The sequence below is a fragment of the Shewanella sp. GutCb genome, from assembly GCF_002836135.1.
In the GTDB taxonomy this organism is placed as follows: Bacteria; Pseudomonadota; Gammaproteobacteria; order Enterobacterales; family Shewanellaceae; genus Shewanella.
The window spans coordinates 34,124-50,139 of sequence record NZ_PJBL01000006.1; the positions used below are offsets into that span (position 1 = coordinate 34,124).

11 protein-coding genes are annotated in these 16,016 nt (G+C 43.5%); 9 read left to right on the forward strand and 2 right to left on the reverse strand.

Features of this window, described 5'->3' with window-relative positions; all coding sequences use genetic code 11:
* Positions 1–98 precede the first annotated feature (98 nt).
* The 5 genes from CXF86_RS05555 (at position 99) to rfbD (ending at position 8,270) form a co-directional block, all read left to right on the forward strand.
* Positions 99–929 carry a phosphate/phosphite/phosphonate ABC transporter substrate-binding protein gene (locus CXF86_RS05555; RefSeq protein WP_374702326.1) on the forward strand — a complete coding sequence of 277 codons (831 nt, stop codon included), beginning with the start codon at positions 99–101 and terminating at the stop codon, positions 927–929.
* Positions 929–4,570, forward strand: a complete 3,642-nt coding sequence (locus tag CXF86_RS05560) for a PAS domain S-box protein (RefSeq protein ID WP_102038557.1) — start codon at positions 929–931, stop codon at positions 4,568–4,570. Before CXF86_RS05555 ends, CXF86_RS05560 begins: the two co-directional genes overlap by 1 nt.
* Positions 4,571–4,707: 137 nt before the next feature.
* Complete coding sequence (locus CXF86_RS05565) at positions 4,708–6,207, forward strand: sigma-54-dependent transcriptional regulator (protein ID WP_102038558.1); 1,500 nt, start codon at positions 4,708–4,710, stop codon at positions 6,205–6,207.
* 91 nt (positions 6,208–6,298) lie between these two features.
* Positions 6,299–7,045 (forward strand): phosphatase, encoded by a 747-nt coding sequence (locus CXF86_RS05570; RefSeq protein ID WP_102038559.1) that lies wholly within the window; start codon positions 6,299–6,301, stop codon positions 7,043–7,045.
* 151 nt (positions 7,046–7,196) lie between these two features.
* Positions 7,197–8,270, forward strand: coding sequence for a dTDP-4-dehydrorhamnose reductase (rfbD, locus tag CXF86_RS05575; RefSeq protein WP_102038560.1), 1,074 nt, complete (start codon positions 7,197–7,199; stop codon positions 8,268–8,270).
* Between the two features lie 163 nt (positions 8,271–8,433).
* On the opposite strand, the gene CXF86_RS05580 is transcribed toward rfbD, so the two are convergent.
* Together CXF86_RS05580 and CXF86_RS05585 are read right to left on the reverse strand one after the other, a co-directional pair.
* Positions 8,434–9,900 (reverse strand): capsule assembly Wzi family protein, encoded by a 1,467-nt coding sequence (locus tag CXF86_RS05580; RefSeq protein WP_102038561.1) that lies wholly within the window; start codon positions 9,898–9,900, stop codon positions 8,434–8,436.
* A 654-nt stretch (positions 9,901–10,554) separates the two neighbouring features.
* Positions 10,555–11,679, reverse strand: coding sequence for an alkene reductase (locus tag CXF86_RS05585; RefSeq protein ID WP_374702325.1), 1,125 nt, complete (start codon positions 11,677–11,679; stop codon positions 10,555–10,557).
* A 91-nt stretch (positions 11,680–11,770) separates the two neighbouring features.
* Between CXF86_RS05585 and CXF86_RS05590 the strand changes: the two genes are divergently transcribed.
* The 4 genes from CXF86_RS05590 to CXF86_RS05605 all read left to right on the forward strand — a co-directional run bounded on the left by CXF86_RS05590 (position 11,771) and on the right by CXF86_RS05605 (position 15,950).
* A complete protein-coding gene (locus CXF86_RS05590) occupies positions 11,771–12,667 on the forward strand; it encodes a LysR family transcriptional regulator (RefSeq protein WP_102038563.1) in 897 nt (298 codons plus the stop codon).
* Between the two features lie 502 nt (positions 12,668–13,169).
* Positions 13,170–13,949, forward strand: coding sequence for a 3'(2'),5'-bisphosphate nucleotidase CysQ (cysQ, locus tag CXF86_RS05595; protein ID WP_232775183.1), 780 nt, complete (start codon positions 13,170–13,172; stop codon positions 13,947–13,949).
* Between the two features lie 174 nt (positions 13,950–14,123).
* A complete protein-coding gene (mak, locus tag CXF86_RS05600) occupies positions 14,124–15,029 on the forward strand; it encodes a fructokinase (RefSeq protein ID WP_102038565.1) in 906 nt (301 codons plus the stop codon).
* A 183-nt stretch (positions 15,030–15,212) separates the two neighbouring features.
* Positions 15,213–15,950, forward strand: coding sequence for a YdcF family protein (locus tag CXF86_RS05605; RefSeq protein WP_102038566.1), 738 nt, complete (start codon positions 15,213–15,215; stop codon positions 15,948–15,950).
* Positions 15,951–16,016: the final 66 nt, after the last annotated feature.

A 16,016-nucleotide genomic window follows, 5' to 3' on the forward strand; every position in this document is an offset into this window, starting at 1 on the left:
TTAGTAAAATGAAAATAGATTTAGCTCAAGGATGGAACGGCATGTTTTCACTCTTCTATAGAGAACAAAGGCTTTTGATGCATGGCTCAAAAATAGTGATGGTTAGCTTGCTACTATGCTTTGCACAGACCTGTATTGCTGAGGTTGAGAGCCGTCGCTCAACGGACATATTAGTCTTTGGCGTTGTGCCTCAGCAAGCGGCCAGTACACTCGCTAAAGCTTGGGGGCCGCTGTTGGCTGCAGTGTCGCAAAATGCAAAGCTTGATTTGCGTTTTGCAACTGCGCCCGACATTCCTACTTTTGAATCTAGGCTTGCAAGGGGGGAATATGACATCGCTTATATGAATCCTTACCATTATGCGCAGTTTCATCAATCACAGGGTTATCAGGCTCTTGTTAAAGAAAAAGATAAAAAGCTCAAAGGTATTATTGTGGTGGCTAAGGATGGGCCTTATCACACTCTGGATGCCTTAGCAGGAAAGACGATAGCGTTTCCCGCGCCAGGTGCATTTGCGGCCAGTATGATCCCAAGGGCGAACTTAAAGCAGCGAAATATCGACTTTACAGCTAAGTTTGTTGGCTCCCATGATTCTGTCTATTTGGCCGTATCACAGGGATTATTTGAAGCGGGTGGCGGCGTTGGTAGAACATTCAATAATTTACCCGTTGAAATTAAATCTAAGTTACGCATTCTTTGGACCACCCCGAAGTACACGCCTCACGCCATTGCTGTGCATCCGAGAGTGTCTGCAAGCACACGTAAAATATTGACGGCTGAGCTAGAGGCTTTGTCGGCGTCGCCGCAAGGTCAGGCCCTGCTCGACACGCTTGGTTTTAGTGCATTTAAAGCGGCTCAAAATAGTGATTGGGATGATGTTAGAGCATTAAAACTGGGTGAGTTATCCATTCCGCTAAAGGAGGGTAACTAATGTCTTTTAGATTAAAAACTATTCTTGGCATTGCGATTATTGAAGGCTTGCTGTTAATGCTTCTGGTGTATACCAGTATCGACTATTTAAAATCTTCTAATGAATCTGAAATAGAAAAACGTGCTCAATCAACGGCATTATTGTTTGCTGCCGCAGCAAAAGATGCCGTGCTCAGTACCGACTTATCAACGCTGAGTAATTTAGCCAATGAGCTTATTGCAACTAATCAGGTGTTGTATGTGAATGTCTTTAATAGAGATGACCTGTTAGTGACCGCAGGAGTGACTGATGGTGCTCATTTAGCGGCGCGTGATAGCAGCGTGACTTATGTTGATGATGGCATTTTGGATATCGAGGCCATGGTCGCCGAGTCTGGCATTGTTTATGGCAGAGTCGAGCTTGGGGTTGAAATATCAAAGCTTGATATTTTTATTGCTGATGCCACCAAACGATTTCTATTTATTGCCGCGTTGGAAATGCTGCTTGTTGCGCTTTTCTCTTGGTTATTGGGTCACTATTTAACCCGAAATCTACAGCAATTGAAATTGGCCTCAACACGTGTGTTTGCAGGGGAGAAACAAGTCAAAATACCGGTAACATCAGAGGATGAAATAGGCCAAGCTGCCCATGCTTTCAATCAGATGGTTGAACAGATCGATATTAAAACCCATGCGCTAGAGAATGCCAACACACGCCTGAGTACCATTTTAGGCACCGCATTAGATGGCTATATCATCATCAATACGCGTGGTGAGATAAGCGAAGTGAACCCTGCTGTTAGCCGCCTTTTTGGTTATAAAGACAGTGAGTTATTAGGCGAAAATGTATCGTTACTTTTACCTTTATCTGAAAGGCCCATGCATGACGGTTATATCCGTAACTATCTTGAGAGCGGTGACGCTAAAATCATCGGCAAAGGTCGGGAGTTACTGGCGCAACACAAAGAGGGGAAGCTGTTTCCCATTGAGCTATCAATCTCAAAAATGATGCTCGATGGCGAGCTACTGTTTTTAGGATTAGTCAAAGATCTTAGTGATGTAAAACGGGCGCTGGTGGCGGCGCAAAGAACAGAGTCTATTTTGTTAGCCACCTTAGAAGGCAGTAAAGATGCATTAGTCACCATCGATATTGCCGGTAATATTCAAGAGGTAAATGACTCCGCTTGTTTAATGTTTCATGCCCATCAGCTTGATTTGATTGGTGAATCGATGGAGACTCTATTGTTTAGAGGTGAGGCGAAAATCGCGTTTAGGGGCATGTTAGAAGAGTATCGTCGCACGGGTGCCGGCAAGGCCATTAAAAATGCCACCGAAATGCACGCGACGGACTTTAGTGGCAAGCCTATCGCAATTGAGCTGACTTTGATCCCGGTACAGTTAGGCGACGAAATGCTGTTGACCGCGTTTATTCGTGATATTTCAAGACGTATGGAGTACGAAACTCAGCTTAAGCTGGCAAAAGACCAAGCTGAACAGGGCAGTAAAGCAAAATCCCGATTCTTGGCTACCATGAGCCACGAAATTCGCTCTCCTCTTAATGCTGTGCTGGGAAGCGTTGAGCTGATGCTGGATTCACGGCTGAATAAAGAGCAACGTATCTATGCCAATACGGCAAAAGAAGCGGGCACGGCGCTGTTAAGTACCATTAACGATATTTTGGATTTTTCTAAAATTGAAGCTGGGCAGATGTTGTTAGAGAAAAGTGCCTTTTCGGCAGCAAAACTGGTCAGTCAAGTGCTACAGATTTTGTCACCTAAAGCACAAGATAAAGGGGTTACCTTAGCCAGCTTTGTCAATTCTAATATACCCGAAAGTCTGATTGGAGATGGTCAGCGATTACGCCAAGTGCTACAAAACTTAGTTGATAATGCGATTAAATTTTCATCCGGTGGTTGCGTGGCTGTCGAGATGTGGTTGCTTGAAGGTACCTCTAGCAAGGTGCAGTTATGCTGTACTGTATCGGACCAAGGTATTGGTATTCCCCAAGAAGCACAAGGCACGTTATTTAAGGAGTTCAGCCAGGTTCATGATGGCTACAATACCAACTATAGCGGCACGGGGCTGGGCCTCGCCATTTGCGCAGAACTTATCAACCGTATGGAAGGCAATATTGCAGTACGGAGTCAACAAGGACGAGGCAGTTGCTTTAGTTTTGATGTCAAACTTGAGTTGGACAACACCGAAGTGCTGTTAACGCCTCATATACCCGCTCATGCTCGTGTGTTGCTGGTACATCCCAATACGACCTATTGTGAATTGTTTACCAAACAATATAGGCAATATGGGGTAACCGCTATTTGTGTCGATAGCATCGACAACATCTTCAATGTATTAAAGGTGCAAGGTCGTTTTAATTTAGTGTTGATTGATGAACGCTGCTTAGTCGATCTCAAAGTGGAGCAGGCTAAAGAGATTAAACAATCATTTCTTTATGATGAGGCGCTAATGGCGGCACTCATGACGGTGGTTGTGCCTGAAGCGTCAAAATTATTGGCAGAGGTGGGCCTTGAGCAAGTGGTTAATAAACCACTAAGCAGAGACATGATGCTTGGCATGCTCAGTGGTGATCACAGCTTTAATACTGAGTTAAGCAGCGCTGAAGATATGTTGATGAATGAAAGCCAAACTCAATTACCGATTTTGTTAGCAGAAGACAGCCCTGCAAACCAAATTGTGGCCAGCGCGCTATTAAATAAATCAGGCTTTAAAGTTGAAATTGCTAATAATGGTAAAGAAGCCGTGGCTATGGCAGCGAATAAAGAATATGCGTTGATTTTAATGGATATGAGAATGCCTGAAATGGATGGTATTGAAGCCACTGAACATATTTTGCTGCAAAAGCCGCAGCAACGCATCATCGCAATGACGGCGAATGTACAAAAAGAGGATGTAGAATTATGCATGAATGCGGGCATGAAGGACTTTGTCCCTAAACCAGTCAATCGCGCACAATTAATTAAAGCGGTTAATCGGTGGGTGACAAAGGATCCATCGATGACTCGGGTGTCTTACCAAGCTAATCATCAAGTGAACGGTTATGGTCAATCTTTAGCGGCTGAATGGGATGATCCTGTTAGAGCTGAGTCCCCTCTGTATACGGCTTCTCCTCAAGCAGATAAAGATCCAATCGAGTGCGTATCAAAGAGGACTCCATCAATATCGAGTTCTGCGTCTACAATCAGTCAAGAGCCGAATAAAGATGGTTATCAAACTGAGGGACAAAGTTTGACTGAAAAACACGGACGAGATCAGGGTTCAGCAAGTGACGTTGTTGAAGAGATAAATAGTCAATTACTCGATGAAGCCACGCTTAAAGAGTTAACCAGTATGCTCGGTGAAGAGGCGATGACAAGAATGTTCAGCGTATTTATTAACGAGGCCGAGGAGCGACTCGGTATATTAAAATCACTGTTAAAAGCCTATCAGTCACTAGGTGAATGTGATCTAGATGAAGTTGACATACAGGCGCACACATTAAAAAGTAGTGCGGGCAGTTTTGGTGCTCAAGCGTTAAGCGTGGCAGCTAAAGGGCTTGAATTAAGTGCCAAAGAAGGTGATATTAATCAAGTAGTCCAGTTACTTAGTGATGTTATTGATATTGGTGAGAAAACCCTACAGGTGTTTAATGCCCGTTTAACGTAACGTCATCTGCGAGTATGTAAGAAAACTGACTGATAACTGCTAGACTTTACTCACTAACCTTTGTCTCTCTTAGCGTAATTGATACGATGATGACAACATATTAAGGTTTGATAATTTATTAAAGGTTGATTGTTTATATGGATATAACGAGCTCGTTCAGTGCATTACTCGTAGAAGATAGCATGTCGCTCGGAGCGCTATACACGGAGTACTTACGTGCGGACGGTGCGAAGGTTACTCATGTTAATCATGGTGAGGATGCGCTAAATGAGTTAAAGCAGTGGCAACCGGACCTGTTAGTGTTAGACATTAAACTTCCCGATATGTCTGGTATGGATATTCTTGATATTGTTCAAAAACAGTATCCTGATATTACCGTTATTATGATCACCGCTCATGGCACAATTGGTCTCGCGGTTGATGCTATGCGAGCTGGCGCCTTTGACTTCCTGGTTAAACCATTCGATGCCAAGCGTTTATCGATTACCGTTCGAAATGCCCTTAAGCAACGACATCTGGTTAACTTGGTGGCTAAATATGAAAGCAGTTTACCCAAACCTCATTATTTGGGGTTTATTGGTGAGTCGTTGGCGATGCAAACCGTTTATAAAACAATTGACTGCGTTGCCAATAGTAAAGCGTCTGTCTTTATCGTGGGCGAAAGTGGTACTGGTAAGGAAGTCTGCGCCGATGCTATTCATCATGCTGGTAGTCGCCGAGATGAAGCCTTTGTCGCATTAAACTGTGCCTCAATTCCGAAAGACCTGATCGAGAGTGAAATTTTTGGTCACACAAAAGGGGCGTTTACGGGGGCTATAGCACACCGTGATGGTGCGGCAACTCGCGCCCACAAGGGGACACTGTTTCTTGATGAAATCTGCGAAATGGATTTGGATCTGCAAAGTAAGTTATTACGCTTCATCCAGACTGGTGTTTTTCAGCGCGTTGGCGGCACTAAAGAGGAAAAAGTTGACGTCCGTTTTGTGAGTGCGACTAACCGTACTCCTTGGGATGAAGTCAAATCGGGTCGTTTTAGAGAAGACCTGTTTTATCGATTACATGTGATCCCAATTGAACTGCCACCATTAAGAATGCGCGGTAATGATATTTCGCTGCTAGCGAATAAGCTGCTCAAAGAGTACAACAAGGAAGAGGGCAAGCAGTTTAAAGGCTTTAGCGCCGAGACTAAGCAATGCCTTAAAAATTATCAATGGCCGGGCAATGTTAGGCAATTGCAGAATGTCATTAGACAAGTGGTGGTGCTTAATGATGCTGAAATGGTTGAGTTTGATATGTTACCGGTGCAGGTCACCGCGGATATTAATGTGAAACATATCGCGCCTAAAGTTCAGAGCGCTTCGACGACCTTTGCTGATGTTAATGCTGATGCCTCTTCGGTGGTTAAAGGGGCTGCAGAGGTTGAGGGGGATTTCTCTGAGCAAGTAGCAACACCTGCAGTGCCAGTTGATATTGTCCCGCTATGGATCACCGAGAAGCAGACCATTGAAGATGCGATTGCATTTTGTGGCGGCAATGTGCCTAAAGCGGCTGCACTGCTGGATATTAGCGCTTCGACAATCTATAGAAAAAGACAGAGTTGGGAAGAGGTTGAGGGTAGCTTAACTCAAGAGGGCTAGTGACTTTTTATATCGATAGAACATAGAGAAAATACTGCAAAAAGAGTAGACTTTGAGTCTACTCTTTTTGTTTTTTAGAACGAGATTAATCATGAAATTCCTAGTCGATACCCACGCTCATACCATAGCGTCAACTCACGCTTATAGTACTGTGCATGATTATATTCGTGTTGCGAAAGAGAAAGGCATCAAGTTATTTGCCATCACCGATCATGGGCCTGATATGGCAGATGCTCCTCATTTTTGGCATTTTGTTAATATGCGAGTATTACCCCGCATCATTGATGGTGTCGGTGTGTTACGTGGTATTGAAGCGAATATAAAAAATGATGCAGGCGATATCGACTTTTTTGGCGATTACTTACAAACGCTCGATATTGTATTGGCGGGATTTCATGAACCAGTGTTTCCACCATCGACTAAAGAGGTTCACACTCGCGCACTCATCAACTGTATTGAAAGCGGTAATGTCGACATTATTACTCACCCCGGTAACACGGTATATCCAATCGATATTAACAAGGTAGCTGCAGCCGCTGCCAAACATAATGTTGCACTAGAGATTAATAACTCCTCTTTTTTGACCTCAAGAAAAGGCAGTGAAGCAAACTGTACCGCCATTGCCAATGCTGTCAAAGAGGCTGGTGGACTTCTTGTTATGGGCTCTGATTCTCACGTCGCTTTTAGCTTAGGCAACTTTGAAAAAGCCATTGAGATAATAGAGGCGGTGGAGTTTCCAATTGAACGGTTACTTAACCGTAGCCCTGAAGCCTTGTTGTGCTTTCTATCGGCGAGGGGCCATGTATCCCTTGATGAGTACTCTGATTTAATTGAGTAAGCTTTTTTAACAATGCATTTTGTTGTCATGTATTCTCTCATTGAAACTCAAGTTGATATGGTCAATCTGCGCTACACACAGGGCATGATGTCGGTCATCGAGGTATACATGAAAATAGATTTTATGAACGTTATACGATGAACATTGTGCTATGAAAATATTGGTTACAGGCGGCAGAGGGCAATTAGCACATGCATTAGCATTAATCGCGGATCTCAGTGGTGCGCAGGTTAAAGTGAATCCGTTTTATGATCAAAGCACAGGATCTATTAACATTGGCGCGGAGCGTGAATTACTTCGTTTTTTACCTGAAGCGGCGAGCTGTTTAAGTGAACTAGATGAAATATACCTGCTCGCGCATCAAGAGTTAGACATTTGCGATCCCGTTTCAATTGATGCTGCTTTTAAACACATAAAGCCAGATGTGCTGATTAACTGCGCTGCATATAATGCTGTCGATAAAGCGGAGGTAGATGTTGATAATGCCTACCAGATTAATGCACAGGGGCCTAAGTTACTTGCTGAGCAATGTAAGCGAGACGAGGTTACCTTGATCCATATATCAACCGATTTTGTTTTTTCAGGAGATAAAGGCTCGGCTTATGATGAACAGGATCGTCCATCGCCTATTTCTGTGTATGGTAAAAGTAAGCTTGCAGGAGAGCAAGCTGTGCTGCAAATATTAGGCAATCAGGCCTATATCGTTCGAACGGCTTGGCTTTACAGCGCATGGCAACAAAATTTTGTCAAAACGATGCAACAGCTGTTTCGCAGCACAGATAAAATTAGTGTGATTGATACGCAAAGGGGCAGTCCAACCTGGTGTGAACCGTTAGCGGTAGTCATTTTTAAATTAGTTAAAATGGCCGTGAACGAACGCAAGCAAGATAACAAACACTGCTTAAGCGGTGATGCTTTATCTTGTGGCGACAATGTCTATCATTACGCAGGTCATGGACATTGCTCGTGGTTTGATTTTTCCAGACATATTCAGGACTTAATGGGTAAGGCTGGCAGCAAATTGCATTGCACTGTTACCCCTATATCAACGGAGTGTTGGCAAAAGCTGCACCCTAATCCATTGGCTGCCAGGCCGACGAATAGTGGCTTATGTTCTGATAAAATACTCGCTGAAATATCAATGGATCATGACAGTTTAATTCGCGCTTCATGGCAGCAGCAGTTACAAGTGATGTTAGCCATACAGGCATTGAGTGGCAAATAGGTATTATCGCGCTATTGCCACTAGTGTGGTGAAAGCTTGTTGGGTTGTGCTGTAGAGTAAGTTAAGCAATAAAAAAGGAGTAAACCTTAACGGTGTACTCCTTGTTCAGATATTAGCTTAAGGCATCGACATCAGTATCGGTTAAGCTAAAGAGGGTTAGCGCTTAGAAGCTTCGCTCCCAACCTGCATAGAGTGTCGTATCCCAGTCATTGCCGCCAGAGGTAACATATTGACTGTAACTCAAGGTTCCACCCACTTTTAGAGTGCCTTCATAGAAAGGTCTATGGTAGCTGGTGTCATATTGGTAAACACGCTCATATTCACCGGTTGACACTGGATTGCCACCTTCTGGTCGTCCATTATCAATGCCATCGGTATTAAGGCGTAACCAACGCAGTTTATTGGTAATATTTTGCCCGCCACCTAACTGGGTAATACCGCCGATAACGAATGTTTCAGAGTCATTATCATAAGTGCTACCTAGGCTACGGCCATAGTAACGATAGCCACTTTGGTAGAATCCATGCTCGTACAGACAGTTATACTTTTGCGGGTCAATACCGCAAGACACTTTAGTATCAGAGTACTCTAAGAATACGCGAGTGTTTAAGTCAGTTAATACAAAATCAATGCCGCCCATATTGGCCGCGTTGATTAATCGATTCTTCTCTGTATGGAAATCTTCATGGGTGCGCTCGTAATAGATCCCATAAGGAATACCAAAGGCGGTATCTGACCAACGGAAATCATATCCTGCTAACATGTTTTCTTGGCCGTTCTCAAGCTCACTTTCGGTTCCGCCGCCATTAAACAGGCCATCCCACCAATCGCCTAGGCCATTACCATAACCTTCGCCGCCCCATTGCATTGTCCAAGAAAAACCGACCTCGAGTTTTGAGATAGGTCTGAGGGTACCGCGTGCACCCCAGTGTTTAGTTTCTGGTACGTAACGGTCGCTTTCCATCTGACTAAATGCGGTGGTAAAGGTCCAAGGGCCAACCCAGCTGAGCCATGGCGTTTCAAATGCTTGGCTGTTATTACGGCTCAAAGTGACTCCAGGCATAGGTCTGGCGTTAGTGGTCTGAATTAAACCACTGTCCCAGCCAGGCCCCCAGTATTTTTGCTGTGCACCAGCACTGACTATCCAGTTACCCAACATAACAGCGGCAAAACTGTCATCTAAACGGGTACTGTTGCCATCAATAGGATCGGCATGATAGCTGGCTGAAAGTCGGCCACTGAACCAGTCCTGGGTGACTTCGGCGCTAACGGTTCCTTCGCCTTTATCGCGATAATCTTGGCCAAAGCCAATAAATCTGGTGGTGTCAGTAGCGCCTGCAAGTTCAACTTTGGTGCTAAATGCACGATGATCTTTATCGTAGGCACGATTAACTCTGTCAAAAGCACTGCGCTGATGATCTGAAAGTTGAGTTGGTTCGGCTTTATCTAAATCTTGTTTTAGACCATCCCACATCAATGGGTAGGTGGTAATGGGTTGGACAATAACCCCGGTATCAGAAAGTAGTTGAATGTCGGCTCTAAGTGCCAAATCTGTCGGTTCAACCCACCATGCTGCTTGCACTGAGCTACAACCGAAAAGAAAAAGTCCTGCTAATAATTTGAGTTTCATTGGGATCCCTTATGTCAATGAAGCGCATTCTAGTGTATTTCGCTAAAGGCTAACAGTGTAGAGTGATTTGTTATTCAATATAAGCGCTAATAACGATCAATTAGTTACTAAATTATTCATAATGTTGATTGTTATTACATAAGCAGTGAATAGGACGTTGATGATGAGGTAGACGAAAGGATTACGTCGCTGGATTTATGTGCAGAGGTAAAGGTTGTTAATCGCTCTAGCATTAACAACATTCAATATCTATTCTGAAGGGAGTTAATTGCTTGGATATATTCGGCTTACGTTTGAGGTTAACCTCTGGCGCTGATGGATATGTGCTTCTACTTTCCTTAGAGTTCGTTTCAATACTTTTAGTCTTTTATGACTAGAATGCGTTAAGAGTTTTTCGCTTAGATGGCTAAATCATCGCTCAAGCCTTGACCGAAAATCATTATTCTTTACGGGAAAGAGTCGAGCAAAAACTAAGTTCGAAAGATCAACAGCCCCTAGTATCAATATGTTTTTATATTAAGCTTTATTTTAAAATAACCGATAAACCCTCAATATTATCAGTAATATTGAGGGTTATGATCTGTCCGCAGCATGGTTCAAGTATTCTTAAACGATCGGCTTTAGGCTCATTTAGCAGATTGTTTTGATTTGGGGTTAAGCTGAGTATTCAGTGTAATCGGCATAGCCCACTTCTGTACCACCGTACATGGTTGTCGAGTCCGCATCATTGAATGACCACTCATTCTTGATGCGAGCGGGCAAATCAGGGTTAGCAATAAAGGGACGACCAAAACCAAATATATCACCGTAACCAAGATTAAGGATGTGCTTGGCTTTTTCTACCGAGTACTTACCTGCATACATGATGATGCCCGAAAATGTGTCACGAACGTCTTTATAGAAAGCGTCAGGTAAATCAGGTGCATTTTCCCAATCAGCTTCTGCCAAGGACAGGTAACCAATACCGATACTTTCGATAGTTTTAATGGCTTCGATATAAGTTTTATGTGGATTTTCTTCAACTAAACCAAGATAAACACGCACATCGTCAGTAGTGGCAAACAGTGGTGCAAATCGAACGCCTACATGCTCTTTACCCACTTCATCTGCAACTGCCTGAGTGATTTCTTTTAAGAATCGTAAACGGTTTTCTAAACTTCCGCCGTATTCATCAGATCGTTTATTACTGTGCTCAGAAATAAATTGATTCACTAAATAACCGTTGGCACAGTGTAATTCAACACCATCAAAACCGGCAGCCATGGCATTGCGAGCAGCTTGAGCATAAAGGGCGACAAGTTCTTTTACTTCAGGAGTTGATAGTTCACGTGGCATGCTTGGATCTGCTAATGCCCCTTCACCAGGACCTGTTTCAATGAACACTTTTACATTATCCGCTCTGATTGCAGAGGGGGCGATTGGTGCTGCGCCATCGGGTTGCAAGCTGGTATGTGAAACACGGCCAACGTGCCAAAGCTGAGCAAAGATAATACCGCCGGCATCATGCACCGATTTAGTGACTATTTTCCAACCTTCGATTTGTTCATCTGAGTAAATCCCCGGTGTCCATGCATAACCTTGACCACGAGGTTCAATTTGAGTGCCTTCGGTGACCATAAACCCCGCAGAAGCGCGTTGCGTATAGTACTTAGCCATTAATTCATTTGGAATATTGTGAGGCTGGGTACTACGTGAACGGGTTAATGGTGGCATTACAATACGGTTTTTTAAAACGTGATCGCCGAGTTTAGTTGGCGTGAATAAAATGTCATTGTTCATTAGGGTCTTTATCATGGTGTGGCGAATGAGTTGAACTATATCCTTGCTTAGGTACAATGAAAATCAAGTAAAGTGTGTATGAGAAACAAGTATGGCTGATATCAGTAAGCTGGAAATAAAACAATTAAGGGTGTTAGCGGCACTATTACAATTACATAGCTTAACTAAGGCAGCGGTTAAGTTAGGGATCACCCAGCAAGCGGTGAGTGAACAACTGAAAAAACTCCGCGATATATTCCAAGATCGGTTATTCATTCGTAGCAGTCATGGTGTTGTTCCAACCCCAAAAGCGCAAGAGTTAGCCCCTAAAGTTCAACAGATATTAATGGCCATTGGTGAATTAACTGAAGTGGCTGAGTTTGACCCACAACGCTTAAATGGGGTCTATAAAATCAGTGCCTCAGATTATGCGATGCGCGCTGTTTTACCGTCTTTACTGGTGGAAATTAGACTGCAGGCCCCGCATTTAAAAATAATCATTCGTCGATTTGAATCTGATAATTTAAATCAGCTAATGGCCACAGGTGAGATTGATTTAGCATTAACCTTCCCAGCGTTTATTCCGATAACTTGCCCTTCAATGTTACTGTATGAAGAACGTCATGTTTGTGTTGCCGCTAAGGGCATTGCTGATAAGTATCAGGGGCTTAGTTTAAAAGAAATCGCTGCAGCGCCACAATTAGTTATTTCACCTTCACGCGCAAGCCTAAAGGGCTCCGCAGACGAATGGTTCGCTGCCAAGGGTTTCCAGCGTAATATAATTATGTCATTACCGAGTTTTTCAGCCGCGCCAGATTGCATCGAGGCAATGGGGATTTTGGCATTTTTACCATCACGTATGTTACCAAATGATAAATTAGTTGAAGTCGCATTACCTGAGCCATTACCCCATTTTGAGGTTGTGGCCGCATGGCATCAACGTTCAAGCCAAACTCAGACTCATCAATGGATCACCGGTTTACTGTGCGAGTTATATCCGCAAGAATAAATTTACTTTAGTGTAAAAGTAGATCGCAAATGAATGTCGTCCAAACTAGAGCCCAGTAAGGCGTCAAACGCTAATCAATTATTTGATTTATCGCCCCCAAAAGCGAGGTCTCGATAATTCAGTTGTATGCTAACTTGCTGATTTTCATGGTGGCAGCTCAATTTATGATGGCATTGAGTTACAAGTATCAAAAGCGGGTGGCAAAATGATGCTAAGTCCAACAGGCGAGTTTGCTATTAAGCTTGATGTGGCGATAAATGGCAGGTATCGCGAGATGTAATTTGAATAAAGCGATTGAATACGAATGCAACATAGCGCTAACACTTTTTTTGTTTATGAGACTGGCTTAGTATCTTTTAGACCGAGATTGAGCAATTGGTTATTAAATTTTGTTTTGGGTCGATGGCATAATGGTCGGCTGGGAATATTAAGCATAAGAGAGAGCACCTTGAGTCGGATTGAAACAGAAACGTCAGCAGAACAACGCAACCGTAAAACAGCTATTTTCAATCCCGTTTGGTTGGAATCAATAGTCGATATTGCTGTCGCTGCAGGTGATGCAATTATGACGGTTTATGCGACAGATGATTTTACTATTGATGTTAAATCGGATGATAGCCCTGTTACCGCCGCCGATCTAGCAAGTCATAACGTTATCGTTGCCGCACTTGCTAAGCTAACGCCGAATATTCCGGTTATGTCTGAAGAGTCAACTACCATAGCATGGGATGAAAGAAAGCAATGGCAGTCTTACTGGTTAATAGATCCATTGGATGGTACCAAAGAATTTATAAAACGAAATGGTGAGTTTACCGTTAACATCGCCTTTATTCATCAAGGGCGAGCGATAGCAGGTGTTGTTTATGCTCCTGTTTTAGATAAATGTTACTTTGGCAGTCATGATGGTGGTGCTTGGTTGAAACAAGCAGGCACACAACGACCACTGGTTAAAATAGACTTGGATAAACAAACCGTGCCACGGGTTGTCGGCAGCCGCTCGCATATTAGTCCAGGTTTACAGACTTATTTGCAAGCACTTGGCGAGCATGAAATGAAGAGTGTGGGCAGTTCACTTAAGTTCTGTTTACTGGCTGAAGGCGAAGCTGATATATATCCACGATTAGGTCTGACGAGCGAGTGGGATACTGCAGCGGCCCAAGCCGTGTTAGAGAGTGCTGGTGGAAAAGTGCTGCAATATGGCAGTGAAACCGCACTGGATTACAACCAAAAGTCAGATATTTTGAATCCATACTTTATTGCTTATGCGCCGCACTGGGTCTAGGTAATATGATTTAAACATGAGTGTTTAAGTCATATGTTTGAGGGTTAGCTTTTAAGTATTAGAGTGTAAACAATAGCGTTCAATAAGATAGGCTTAAGGGTTTTGTGCACTAATGCATGTTGCCTCAATATCATCATTAGAATGATGATCACTACGATTATGAGAGAGGGTTAAATGTTACGGATTGGCGTCGATCTTGGTGGTACAAAAATTGAGTTGGTTGCATTGAACCACGAAGGCGAAGAGCTTTTTCGTAAACGTGTCCCTACGCCCAAAGAGTATGTGGCGACCTTAGATGCGATAGAAGCCTTGATTAATGAAGCCGAGTCTCAACTTGGCGAAACTGGCACTGTTGGTGTGGGGATCCCAGGTGTGGTATCACCTTATTCTGGTTTAGTAAAAAATGCCAATTCAACTTGGATCAATGGCCATCCACTGGATGCCGATTTAGGTCAACGCCTCGACCGAGAGGTGCGAGTTGCTAATGATGCTAATTGCTTTGCTGTGTCTGAAGCTATGGATGGCGCAGCAGCCGGTAAAGGTGTTGTTTTTGGCGTAATTATTGGTACTGGTTGCGGAGGAGGGCTTGCCATCAATGGTAAAGTTCATGGTGGCGGTAATGGCATTGGTGGTGAATGGGGGCATAATCCTCTGCCATGGATGAGTGCTGATGAGTTTAATTCGACCCTTTGTTTTTGTGGTAATCGAAACTGTATTGAAACCTTTATCTCTGGTACCGGATTTGTACGTGACTATAAGCAGGCGGGCGGCGATGCGACAAGCGGAATTGAAATCGCTGCAAGAGTTGAAACCGGAGAGGTACTTGCTAAAGAGGCATTTGAGCGGTACATCGATAGGTTAGCGCGTTCACTGGCCCATGTGATTAATATTTTAGACCCTGATGTGATAGTGCTTGGTGGTGGTGTCTCTAATATTGAAGCACTCTATCCATTGCTGCCAGATATGCTATCTAAATATGTGCTTGGCGGTGAATGTCGAACGCCTGTAGTGCAAAATATGTATGGCGGATCATCTGGCGTTCGTGGTGCAGCTTGGCTTTGGAGCAAGCACGAGATATAGAGCGCGCGATGTTTTACCGCCAAAGCTCACGACGAAGTCATATCGAATATATGGCTTTTTTATCTCTTACTACATGCTTTATGTTGCCTTTTTGAAGGTGACGGCCAAGAATAATCGCTAACCTTACCACTTGAGAAGCATGCTAAGCTTACAGTTCTGTTCAATCCTTTCTGGTTTTATCTCATGTTTTTGTTAAAGAAGATCGTTTCTCAGCTATTTATGCCAGTGCCCTTGGTGATCATCTTTATTGTCCTTAGTTTTGTTGTGATCCGTAATCGAAAGTTAGCAAAAAGCCTGTTAGCGATGGCGGGGGGGATATTAATTATTCTGTGCAGCAGTATGGGCAGCAACACACTATTAGCCCCGCTAGAAGATAAGTACCCTGTGAATAATGAGCCTATAGGTAAAGGTTGCTTAGTGATGGTGTTAGGCAGCGGTCATGACGAGGCTGACAATCATACTGCGGTGCAACAGTTATCAAATACTGCATTGGCCCGTTTGAGTGAAGGGATAAGACAACTCTCTTTAGGTGAAGACTGTAAGCTGGTGGTCAGCGGCTGGAGCGGAGGGACTAACAAAAGAGCCCATGCCGATGTTATGTTTGATGCTGCGGTAGAGCTTGGAGTCAACCCAAATTCTATTATTAAGTTTCCGCTAGCAAAAGACACCATAGAAGAAGCACAGTATATGCAATGGGAAGTGGTGGATGCGCCTTTTCGCTTGGTGACCTCAGCAAGTCATATGCCGCGTTCTATGGCGATATTTGAACATGCAGGATTAAATGTAACAGCTGCGCCGACGGATTTCGCTCAACGAAAAACCTATTGGTGGTATTTTGATGCCAAAAGTTTGTTATCGTCACAGCGTGCTATCCACGAGTATCTCGGTTTACTTTGGTTTAAACTAAAGCGTGTAATTTGAGTCGCGATGTAATCCATAGTAAGGCTACTCATCTTAGTGTCGGGAGTGAATATTAAGGCCTGATAT